The following is a 12,016-nucleotide window of genomic DNA, read 5'->3' on the forward strand; positions in this document are numbered from 1 at the left end:
AAAAATAGGTTTATATCGAACTCAAAATGCATGAAAACGGAGCAGGCGAAACGGTACTGAACAAGCAACAACAATGGGAAGCACCATCCGTCTGCGCAGTGACACTCCATGTGGATTATAGTTCGACTTGGGACCTCATCCTGCCCAATCGCGCCGCAGCGTGAAGAGTTCTTTTAGTGCATCTGTCGACAGCTCGGTAATCCAGCCCTCGGTGCTGGAAATAATTTGGTCGCTAAGCTGCTGCTTGCTCTCCAGCATTTCATCAATGCGTTCCTCCAGCGTGCCCAGCGAGATGAATTTGTGTACCTGTACATCCTTCGTCTGTCCCATCCGGTAGGCGCGGTCTGTGGCCTGATTTTCAACAGCCGGATTCCACCAGCGGTCGAAGTGAAAGACGTGATTGGCCGCTGTCAGATTCAGCCCCACACCGCCAGCCTTGAGTGACAAAATAAATACAGACGGCTGCTCTTCAGGGGGGAGCGTGTAAGATTGGAATTGCTCAATCATCCGGTCGCGCGCGGTTTTGGACGTGCTGCCGTTCAGATAGAGCACCGGCTCTTGCAATTCTTGAGCGAATACCTGCTGGAGCATCCGTCCCATGCCAATATATTGTGTGAAAATCAGGCAGCGCTCACCTTCCGCCCGCAGCTCCTTAACCATGGACAGAATACGCTCAAGCTTGGATGAACGGCTGATAAGCACTTCAAGCTCGGACGGGCTATACCCGGGAGCAGCGACATTCAGAGCTGCTTCCTTGGTCAAAAGGACAGGGTGATCACAAAGCTGCTTTAGCTGGGTAAGAGCGGATAAAATAGCTCCTTTTCGCTCAATGCCTTCCAGCTTCTGCATCCGTTCCATCAGCTCTTTGACAATCTGGTCATAGAGCGCTCCCTGCTCGGAGGTGAGGTGAATGTAGGTTTTCATCTCATTTTTGTCAGGCAAATCAAGCTGTATCGCCGGGTCCTTTTTCTTGCGCCGCAGCATGAAGGGCTGAACCAGCTTTTGCAAATCTATCGTTCGCTGCTCGTTATGTTCTTTCTCAATAGCATTCATGAACCGATTGCTAAAGGCGCGTGAGCTGCCCAGATAACCGGGATTGATAAAATCATAAATAGACCACAGCTCAGACAGCCGATTCTCAATAGGTGTCCCGGTCAGTGCTATACGATGACGTGCAGGAAAGCTGCGAACGGCTGTGGATTGCTTGGTTTGGGCATTTTTAATATTTTGCGCTTCATCCAGGCAAATCGAATCCCAGGTCATGCCTTGGAGCAGCTCTTGATCGAGGGTTGCAGTCGCAAAGGAAGTCAAGACGACATCGGCTTGCCGGGCTTCCTCGCGGAACAATTCCCCCTGATCCCGCTTGCTTCCATAGTGCAGCAGGACCTTCAAGGAGGGGGCGAATCGGCTAAGCTCCTTCTGCCAGTTGCCCAGTACCGAAGTCGGGCAAATCAGTAGAGAACTGGAGCGGACGCCTGTCTCCGCGGCCATCTCCTGTAGATGAAGCAAATAGGCGATAAATTGCACCGTTTTGCCAAGCCCCATGTCATCTGCCAAGCAGGCGCCCAGTCCAAAGCGCCGCAAAAAGGCAAGCCACGCGTAGCCGTCCCGCTGATAGGTCCGCAGCTCGGCTTGCAGTCCGTCCGGCACGTCCAGTGCAGGCCATTCCGACTGCCGTCCAAGCTGGTTGATCAGCTTCAGCAGATGCGCGTTCAGCTCGACCTCCAGCCGGAAGCGCGCCGCGTCCTCTGGCTGCTCGCCTGAGGCGTCGCCTTCAGGCTCATCGGCATTGCCGAGCAGGTGCAGCTGCAGGATGTCCTGAAAGGACAGGCCCTGAGAGCTGTCGATCCCGGCCATCGCCCGGCGGATCTGCGCGAGCAGCGCGGGGTCGAGCGCGATCCATTGCCCCCGGAAGCGCACCAAGCGCTCGTTGCGGGCCACCAGCTCGGCGAACTCAGACTCGCTTAGATCGGCATCGCCAATGGCAACCCGCCAGTCGAACTGCACAATCGAGTCCAGTCCGAACAGCGAGCTGCCCTTGGCGCCCGGTCCCGCGCCTTCGCCTGGGCGAACCTTGGCCCGCAGCTTCGGCTTCTTGCGGGTGGCTGCCTCCCACCAAGCCGGCAGCAGCACCTGCCAGCCGCCCTCCAGCAGGCGCTGGCTGTCGGTCGTCAGGAATTGCCACGCCGCTTCATCGGTGAGCGGGTGATCCAGCACGTCCTGACGGCTGCCGGCACGCTGCCCGGCAGGCAAAATGGCGGTCAAGCGTTCCAGCCATCCGGCTGAGCGCTCACGGACGTGCGCCGTCCACGCATCGGGCCATGAGCCGGCTGCGTACCCATCGTGGGCAAGCTGTACAGGCACCAGCAGCGTCGTGTCCTGCTTGTCCTGCAACACAAGCTTGAGCTGCCAGGACGATTCGTCGTCCTCGGGTGCCGGCTCCAGCAGTTGCAGAAGCGGCCGAAATGGCGCGGTATCAGCTTTCCAGCCGATGGCAATCAGCCATGCCCGTGCATCCAGACCTGCAGCCACCGAGCGGCTGGGGGCAAAGAGGATGGGATACTCTCTTCGCAAGTCGGCGGCTTCTGCTTCGGTGTCGTACCAGCGCTGGAACACGGCAGCCGAGAACGCCGCTGCCACTCCTTCGCGCTCGTCTTTTTCCAAGCTGCTGAGAAGCTGGGCAAGCTCTGTTAGCTGGGCGCTCTCCGGCGTTAACTCGGATGCCGGAGCCTCTGGTGAATCCAGCGTTCCCAGTGCTCCCAGTGCTCCCAGTGCTCCCAGTGCTCCCAGTGCTCCCAGTGCTTCTGCATCCCAAATCCATTGCAGCTTTCCTGCCTGGAATGCTGTGAAGCTGGGGACGTAGGCCTTCGCCTCAATGCAATGGGCGAGTAGAGGGATGGACCGGAGCCAAGGGGCATGGACCTCATCCCAGATCCATTCGATATGCTCCAGCAGCTCGCGTTTTTCCAGAAAATGGATCACTTGCTCGGAGGGAAGGACGATAATATCATTGCCCTGAACGTGCTGCACCTCCAACTCGGTACCATAAAAGGAAGCCTCATGCCAAGCAAACAAACGCTGCTTTAGGATTTGGCCGGAAATGCTATAGTTCATGGAAGAATCGCCATAGATCAGCGCGTCTCCATAAGCAGTTAATCGGATGTGTACCGTGATCGTTTCGGTATATTGGCTCATGATAACAATTTCCCTTTCCGCAATTCCTCCTGCAGCGCCCGAAGGCGGCTATGACGACTGGTGAAGCTGGTGAAAAACAGCTCCCAGCGCGACTCTTGCTTTATTTTCTTGTATAGCTTGGACAGTCGCTTCAATAGCTTGACTGCTGCTTTATAGCTGACCCTGTTTTTTTCCAGCACATATCGTTCTACCGCTTGATGGTAGTAGGGCAGCAGCAGCTCTGGCGCGTTTTTTTCAATGGGCTGCAAAACGCTTACGCGAAAACTCAACGGCTCGCTGCGTATGCTCAGTTGATAGTCGATCCATTGCCGCCATTTTTCATGGGCAAGCAGTGTCTCTTCATACATTCCCCCGGCAAAAGGGAGCATGCCAACCAGTGTGTCCCACATTTCCGGTTCGGCTTCCGGAAGGTGCTGCAAGACCAGATTCCAATTCTGCATATAATCTTGCAAATGATCGTCCCGATGGCTATGAAGCAAGGGGCCGATATGCCGCAGTCCATCCTTGAGCCGAGACCAGTCTTGGACTTCACGGAGCGCGTGTAAGAATAAAAGCAACTGGTTCGAAGAGATTTTCAATGGAAAAGCCTGTTCAGCCTCTTGGAGCATCGTCCAGGCCGCAGCATCCTGTGACTGGTATACGTGCATCCAGCTTTGGGCCAACATCCAGGGAAGTCGTGCCAAATTTGTACCCAGCTTCTCTTCAGCCGCCTGTAGATGCTCCAATTCCTCTGCATATATGTCGGAGTTTGGCCGTTCAGGGCGCATCCAGCGTAGCCAAAACCAATAATAGGCGTCAGAAAAATAAGTACCATTACGCGATTCTGTCAGCATTTTTTGGCGTAAGTAGGCCAAGGTCTCTGCCATACGGGCTTCTTGCTTGGGTTCGCCGGTTAGTGCAAGAGGGCTCTCAAAATCACGCTCGATCGCTTCTTTTAGCTCATCTGCGGCGATTTGCGTGTAATACCCCATATAGGAATGGGTGGGGTAGCCCGCCATTGGGGATTGAGGCACCAGCTTTTCCAGCACACACAGATGAGCGTGCAGTTCATATAACTGCTGCATGTAGGGTGAAAGCGGCGGCTTCACGGCATAGATTGAGGCTAGGGCGCTTTGAACATATTGAGAATTCTGTGTATTCACAGGGTTGAGTGCGATGCACTGATCGAACAGATCATGCCACTCTGAAATGGGCATGTCCGGCATCAGGCTGGCTGTTTTACTGATTACGTTCCTGGTTGCTTCCTTGCGATCGGGTGACAGGCTTGACCGGGAAGGCGATGTGGTGCGTGTGCCTGCTTGTGCAGCCAACCGGGTAAAGCCTGCTGAACGGGCGTTCACCAACGCATGTACGGAACGATCCTGCTCATTCGTGTAATTCAGCAGTACGGCGATCATATGCTTGCAGTTGGTATGAACCGGGCACGTGCATCTGCTGGCAGCAAAAGCGCTCAAGTGGAGATCCACTTCGTAGAGCTCGCTTCCATCTACGACAGCTGCGATATGATCAGCATCAGGCATCACGAATTCTTTAACCCTTCCTTGCTTAAAATATTGAAAGCCTCGTTTGATCGTTACATCATTAAAATGGTCAGCTACGTTCTGGATAAGCTGCTGCCACTGTATATCATCCATAAGATAGGTTGGTTTCATATGCATTAGTCTCCTGGGAGAGAAATAGTTGTTCATGGTAGCTTAACTCTTCCATTATAACAGTTACGAATGTAGATTTACTCACGGCATTGTTTAATTTCGCAACTGCTTGGATGAATTTCCAAACAGCCAAGAAAAATAACCACCGGGTAAAGTAAAAAGCCCCTTACGCTGCAACGTAAGAAGGCTTGAGCCATCAGCAGGGTTGGGGAGAAATCCCCTTCCTGCACCCTATCATCTTATGCTTATCTTATCCTCTTTTTAATCCCTGAAAAAATAATCCTCCAACATCCTCAAAGACAGCTCGGCGGTAGTAGCCACCACGATATCGGCACCCTGCATTTGCGAGGGCGTTCCTACGCCGACCGCGAACATTCCGGCACCCTTGATTGCCTGAATGCCTGCCTGTGCGTCCTCTATGCCGATACAGTCCGCAGGCTGAACGCCCAGATTGGCTGCTCCGGTGAGGAAGATTTCCGGGTCCGGCTTGCCATGCCGGATGGCGGTAACATCCACAACACTGTCAAAATAGCGCGTCAACTCCAGCCGTTCCAGAATAAACGCTGCATTTTTGCTGGCAGAGGCCAGCGCTATGCCGATCCGCGCGTCCTGAAGCTCTGCCAGAAGCGCTTTAATGCCTGGAAGAACGTCCGCGGGAGTTAAAGCCGAGATGAGCCGCTGGTACTCGGTATTTTTTTGTGTGGCCAGTTCTCGCCTGCCTTCGTCTGAATAAGCATCGGACAGATTGCCGCGCGCCAGTATTTTGTCGAGCGATTCCGTGCGGCTAATCCCTTTTAGCTGCTCATTAAATTCCCGATCAAAAGGAATGTCTAACGCCGCCGCCAAGCTTCCCCATGCCTGAAAATGATATTCGGCGGTATCTGTAATCACGCCATCCAAGTCAAAAATCACTGCCTTCATTTGCTTTCCCCCTGTCTGCCCGGATTATGAAACACTGTTCGTCATTAACGGCTGCCCATTGGTTATGTGTGTCGGCTGTCCATATAGCTCCAGCGTCAGGGGTTCTCCGTCCAACAATGTAATGATGACTTCATTTTCCTGTACGAGAACACTTAGCAAGCGACCGCGATAATTGATTTTGAACGTATATTTGCTCCAGCCCTGTGGCAGGAAAGGGGAAAAGCTTAGTGTTTCACGATGCGTTCTCATTCCGGCAAAGCCCTGCACAATCGCCAGCCAGCTCCCAGTCATGGAGGTGATATGAAGTCCATCCTCGGTATCGTTATTATAGTTATCGAGGTCCAGACGTGCCGTACGTTTATACATCTCGACCGCTTTTTCCTCCATTTTAAGCTCGGCGGCCAGCACAGCATGAATGGATGGTGACAGACTGGATTCATGGACGGTCATTGGCTCGTAAAATGCAAAATTGCGCGCCTTTTCCTCCAGTGTGAACTGGTCGCCAAAGAAGTACAGTCCTTGCAGCACATCTGCCTGCTTAATGAAGCAGGAACGCAGGATTTTATCCCATGACCATTTCTGATTGAGTGGCAGATTGCTTGGATCAAGGGAAGATACAGGCCGCAAATCCTTATCCATAAAGGTATCGTGCTGTACGAAAATCCCCCGTTCCTCATCATAGGGATAATACATACGGTCGATGATATCCTGCCAATGCCCAAGCTCATCTTCTGCAACAGCCAGATGCTTCTGCTTCTCTGCCGAAATCTGCGGCAAGACGGATAACGTATATTTTAGAACCCATGCAGCCAGCGTATTGGTATACCAGTTGTTATTGACATTATTTTCATATTCGTTCGGCCCGGTAACCCCGTGGATCATATACTGCTGCCGGCTTTTGGAAAAATGAACCCGGTCAGCCCAGAAGCGGCTAATTTCGACCAGTACATCTATACCGTATTGGTGAAGATAGGACGAGTCGCCCGTATAATTCGTGTAATTGTAAATGGCATAGGCAATGGCCCCGTTACGGTGAATTTCCTCGAAGGTAATTTCCCATTCGTTATGGCATTCCACACCCGTAAAGGTGACCATGGGATACAATGCACCCCGGAGCCCTTGCTGGGCTGCGTTATGCTTTGCGCCATCCAGTTGATGATAGCGGTACAGCAGCAGATTTCGGGTCACACCGGGATCGGCAAGCGCCAGGTACATAGGTACGGCGTATGCTTCCGTGTCCCAATAGGTAGCACCGCCATATTTTTCACCCGTAAAGCCCTTTGGTCCGATATTCAGACGTGAATCTTCACCGTAGTACGTAGAGAATAGCTGGAAAATGTTGAAGCGTATTCCTTGCTGAGCCTCTGCATCTCCCTCGATTTCAACATCTGCTTTATCCCAACGTTTATCCCAAGCTGCGATATGCTCTTGCTTGAGTGCTGCGTAGCCCTTGTTCACAGCTTCCACGGCGATGCGTTCAGCTTGTGGGATCAGTGCGTCCTTCTCCATGTCTCGTGAGGTGGTAACAGCCACGATCTTTTGCAGCTGGATGCTGTCACCGGGAGCGACGATATATTGATAGTGCCATGCCGCATACAAAAAGCCCTCCTCTGTCGTTTGCAGTTCCTGTCCCTCGGTCACAATGCCCATGGTAGCGTTTACGGTAAAGCGCGGAACGCCAAAGGGATTGTCTATCGTTGTTGTGGAGAGGCTGATGAATTCCTCTTGAACCTCGCGCGCCTCCTCCAGCCAGAAAACCTCACCATAGTTGGTGTCTTCATTTTTTGTATTGCCGTCCAGATAGGGGACAAGCTCAATCGTTAGAGGTTGTTCACTTATATTCGTTGCTTGGTAATCAATCAGGCATAGCTCGCGAGTGGTAATGCTTAAAAAACGCTCTATAGTGATACGCACCTGACCGTTCACGGTACAGGCCCGCCGCAGGATACCCTGCTTCATATCCAGCTCCTGCACAAAATCACTGACGTGCGCGGTAAATAAATCTACCTCCTGCTGGTCCACGATCAGACCGATGCCGATAAAATTCATCGCATTGATGACCTTGCCAAAATATTCAGGGTAGCCATTTTTCCACCATCCGACCTTGGTCTTGTCGGGGAACCAGACACCAGAGATGTAAGTCCCCTGATGATGATCACCTGAATAAGCCTCTTCAAAATTGCCGCGCATGCCCATGTATCCGTTGCCTATGGACGTTATGCTTTCCTGTAATCGCATGTGTGTGGTATGTAGAGTGCGGGTTGTCAGTTTCCAGTTATCTACGTCAAATAATCGGTTATAAACCATGATTGCGTACCCCTCTCGGAAAATGAGATCGTTGCTTTAACGAAACCAATATATGAGCGAGTTCAGTATATAGTGCAACCGTTTGCCCTGTCAACGCAAAAAAAAGCTGATTTTATGGATGTCCATAAAATCAGCTTTGGTTCATTCCTCGGAGGATGACAGTGCGCGGCAGGATTCGCGTTCTACAATTCGATGGGGAACGATAATGTGTTTGGTCAATTCCTTGGGGTCTTCGATTTTCTCGATCAGGTTTTTGGCAGCCTGATAACCCAAAGTGAAGATGTCAATATCCACTGAAGTAAGCGAGGGGCTCATCAGCTCAGCCAGCATCAAATTATTAAAGCTCACCATGGATAGCTGCTCCGGCATGGATACGCCGAGCTGAGAAAGCATTTTCTGTACTGCCATGGCTACCAGGTCGTCGTTCACGATCATGGCGGTGGGCGGCGGCGAAACCTGCAATAATGCCTGCACATCCTCCAGACTAAAGGGCTCCCTAACCACATATTCGTCCGGTAGAGGCAAGCCGGCCTCTCGCAGCGCATCCTGATAGCCTCGGAGTCTTTCGATATTTACGATACGCTCATGATCTCCGCCAACATAGGCGATGTGCCGATGATTCAGCCCAGTCAAATAAGTGACTACATCCTTGGCAGCCTGGTAATTATCATTGTCTACATGGGTGGTTTCACTGACAAATTGCTGAGGCTTGCCGATGACGGTATAAGGTATTTTTTCTTTATGAAAATACTCCACGATGCTATCTTCTTGCTTGGAGTACAGGACAATGTAGCCGTCAACGCGTCCTGTCCGCGTCATCAGCTTTACGCGGGATAGCAATTCATCGCTTGTTTTCCCAGTGACAATCGACAGTGTATAGTTGTGCTCATTTACCCATTCGCTGATACCGCGAAGGCTCTCCGGAAAGAACGGATTTTGAAAGATCGCCACATCCGATTCAGGCATAATAATGCCAATCGACTGTGTGACACGATTTGCCAGGCTTTGGGCTGAATAATTGGGCTCATAGCCAAGCGCCTTCATTTCCCTGCGGACACGTGCCTTGGTGGCCTCGCTGATTTTTGGGCTGTCTTGAATGACACGGGATACGGTGGAAGTAGCAACATTGGCACGCTTTGCGACATCTTTGATGGTTACTGCCATCGTCTTCGTCTCCTTTTGCTATCTCAAGCAGGAAATATTATGTTCTATCATACGATATTGCTCGAAAATCAACAAATTCGCGACTTTTTCCGAGTAACATGTCGCCATTAGCGAAGATATTTACAAATTAGGGTATTGCCAATAGAAAGCGATATCATTATAATAATCGTGCAACCGATTGCATAATGTATATAGGGTACGAACAACGCTGTACATACTATAAGGGATGGAGATTGAAGGAGCATGAAAAAACTTCTATCATTTGATTTTTGGCAAAAGCTTGGGAAAGCACTGCTTGTGGTTGTCGCCGTCATGCCAGCAGCGGGGATTATGATTTCGCTGGGTAAAGTAGTGGCGATGTTGGCTGGCGATATCCATTTCTGGTTAACTGTCGGCGGAGTCATGGAGAATCTGGGTTGGGGTATTATTAATAATTTGCACATTCTGTTTGCTGTGGCGATTGGCGGCTCCTGGGCTAAGGAACGGGCAGGCGGGGCTTTTGCTGCCTTGATTGCTTTTATCCTCATCAATATTTCAACAGGGACGATTTTGGGCGTGTCCTCGAAGATGCTGACACAGGAGGGGGCAACCACCCAGACTCTCTTTGGTGCAACCATTCCGGTCAGTGGTTATTTCACGTCTATTTTGGGCGCACCTGCACTGAATATGGGCGTGTTTGTTGGTATCATTTCCGGATTCGTCGGGGCAGTGGTATTTAACAAGTACTACAATTACCGCAAGCTGCCGGATGCTTTGGCCTTTTTTAACGGCAAGCGTTTTGTTCCTTTTGTCGTCATTTTATGGTCTGTTATCGTCAGCTTGATCATGTCTGCCATCTGGCCATTTGTTCAGGGGGGGATTAACCAGTTCGGCGTTTGGCTGGCGACTTCGGGAGAGTCAGCTCCTTTTGTAGCTCCATTTGTCTATGGTACACTGGAAAGGTTGTTAATCCCCTTTGGACTTCATCATATGCTGACCGTTCCTATTAACTATACTCAACTTGGTGGCGTTTACACGACACTCACGGGTTCCGGAGCGGGAAGCGTTGTTGCCGGGCAAGACCCTCTATGGCTGGCTTGGGCCAGTGATCTGAGTGTGCTTCATGGTACCGATCCGGCAGCCTATAATAAATTGCTGGAAGGCGTGACGCCTGCCCGCTTTAAGGTGGGGCAAATGATCGGCGGTGCGGGAATTTTCATGGGACTCGCGGTGGCTATGTATCGCCGTGTAGACAAGGATAAGCGCGGCAAGTACAAGCCGATGATTTTTTCAGCAGCTGCAGCTGTCTTTTTGACCGGGGTGACAGAGCCGCTGGAATTCATGTTTATGTTTGTGGCGCCCCTGTTGTATGTGGTTTACGCTATTCTTACCGGAATTGCGTTCGGAATGGCCGACATTATACATTTGCGTTTACATTCGTTTGGTATGATTGAATTGCTGACCCGATTGCCGTTGTCTATCAAAGCAGGTTTGGTGCAGGACATTATCAATTTCGTGCTGACTTGTGTTGTGTTTGCGGTGGCAACCTACTTTATCGCTTATTTCATGATCGGTAAATTCCAAATGGCTACGCCGGGACGACTGGGGAACTATACAGATGAAGAGCCTCAGCAGGCTTCCGAAGCAGGAACTACGGGGACAGAGGGTGTGGCGGCTGCATTAACACAGAATCAACTGGCTGCCGATATCATCAAAACGCTTGGGGGAGAACAGAATATTGTCGAGGTGGATGCCTGTATGACCCGTCTGCGTGCAACGGTGAAAGACACGAGTGCCGTCGGAGACGAAAAGACGTGGAAGGCGCTGGGTGCTCTGGGCTTGATTAAAGTAGATAATGGGGTTCAGGCGGTCTACGGACCGAAGGCCGATGTACTTAAATCAGATATACAAGACATACTCAACAGGTGATTAGTTTGAAGTTGTTAACCTTAAATGCACATGCTTGGATGGAAGAAAACCAGCTCGAAAAGCTAAAGCAACTGGCTGCTTTTATTGAAGAACAGCAGTTTGATGTCATTGCTTTGCAGGAAGTGAATCAGTCCATGGAAGAAGCGCCTTTGTCACCGGATGATTTGGGCTCTTACTATAGCGCCGATTCTGAAATAGTCATTAAGCGTGATAACTATGCTTATGTACTGAACGGGTTATTGTCCGATGCGTATCATTGGACGTGGGCGCCCGCACATATTGGCTTTGCCAAATACGACGAGGGTTTGGCGGTTTTGTCCAGGACACCGATTACAGATACGGTGAACGAATATGCTTCCTCGCTTCGCGATTATGACAATTACCGCTCGCGTAAAATTGTGGGCATTCAGACTGTGGTGGACGGGGTACCGGCATGGTTTGTTAGTGGCCACTATAACTGGTGGAATGATGAGGAATCCTTCCGTGGACTCTGGGATCGTACTACGGAAATATTGAACCCTTTGGCGCCCACTCCTGTTTTCATGATGGGAGATTTCAATAATGCTGCCGAAGTGCGTGGAGAAGGATATGACTATGTACTGCAATCCGGTTGGTTGGATACTTATTCGAACGCAGCAGTGCGTGATGAGGGCCATACCGTCATCAAAGCCATTGCAGGCTGGGAAGGTAACGCGGAGCCGCTGCGGATTGACTATGTTTTCTCCAATCAGGCTGTGCAGGTTCGATCTTCAGCCGTTGTGTTGAACGGGAAGACGGGATCGGTTGTATCTGATCATTTTGGAGTTGCCGTGGAATTGGTGCTGTAAACAATAGGTAAAGTAATCACAGGTAAAGGAACAGGTCGCTTG

7 protein-coding genes are annotated in these 12,016 nt (G+C 51.1%); 2 read left to right on the forward strand and 5 right to left on the reverse strand.

Annotated elements, in window-relative coordinates:
• Positions 1 to 135: 135 nt before the first annotated feature.
• The 5 genes from GCU48_RS11990 to GCU48_RS12010 all read right to left on the reverse strand — a co-directional run bounded on the left by GCU48_RS11990 (position 136) and on the right by GCU48_RS12010 (position 9,239).
• Positions 136 to 3,195 carry a DEAD/DEAH box helicase gene (locus tag GCU48_RS11990; RefSeq protein WP_152380138.1) on the reverse strand — a complete coding sequence of 1,020 codons (3,060 nt, stop codon included), beginning with the start codon at positions 3,193 to 3,195 and terminating at the stop codon, positions 136 to 138.
• The gene (locus tag GCU48_RS11995; protein ID WP_152380139.1) at positions 3,192 to 4,847 is read right to left on the reverse strand and encodes an SWIM zinc finger family protein; all 1,656 of its coding nucleotides are present in this window, start codon (positions 4,845 to 4,847) and stop codon (positions 3,192 to 3,194) included. The genes GCU48_RS11990 and GCU48_RS11995 overlap by 4 nt, the downstream gene beginning before the upstream one ends.
• Before the next feature lie 261 nt (positions 4,848 to 5,108).
• Entirely contained in the window at positions 5,109 to 5,768 is a 660-nt protein-coding gene (gene pgmB / locus GCU48_RS12000; protein ID WP_152380140.1) for a beta-phosphoglucomutase, read from the reverse strand.
• A 24-nt stretch (positions 5,769 to 5,792) separates the two neighbouring features.
• Positions 5,793 to 8,075 (reverse strand): glycoside hydrolase family 65 protein, encoded by a 2,283-nt coding sequence (locus tag GCU48_RS12005; protein ID WP_152380141.1) that lies wholly within the window; start codon positions 8,073 to 8,075, stop codon positions 5,793 to 5,795.
• Positions 8,076 to 8,216: 141 nt separating this feature from the next.
• Positions 8,217 to 9,239: a LacI family DNA-binding transcriptional regulator gene (locus tag GCU48_RS12010; protein WP_152380142.1), complete on the reverse strand. Its 1,023-nt coding sequence runs from the start codon at positions 9,237 to 9,239 to the stop codon at positions 8,217 to 8,219.
• A gap of 243 nt (positions 9,240 to 9,482) precedes the next feature.
• Between GCU48_RS12010 and GCU48_RS12015 the strand changes: the two genes are divergently transcribed.
• A complete protein-coding gene (locus GCU48_RS12015; protein ID WP_152380143.1) occupies positions 9,483 to 11,147 on the forward strand; it encodes a PTS transporter subunit IIBC in 1,665 nt (554 codons plus the stop codon).
• A gap of 5 nt (positions 11,148 to 11,152) precedes the next feature.
• On the forward strand, positions 11,153 to 11,974 hold the full coding sequence (locus tag GCU48_RS12020; protein ID WP_152380144.1) for an endonuclease/exonuclease/phosphatase family protein: 822 nt from the start codon (positions 11,153 to 11,155) through the stop codon (positions 11,972 to 11,974).
• The last annotated feature ends 42 nt before the right edge of the window (positions 11,975 to 12,016 follow it).

Origin of the sequence: Paenibacillus brasilensis, assembly GCF_009363115.1 — a bacterium.
In the GTDB taxonomy this organism is placed as follows: domain Bacteria; phylum Bacillota; class Bacilli; order Paenibacillales; family Paenibacillaceae; genus Paenibacillus; species Paenibacillus brasilensis.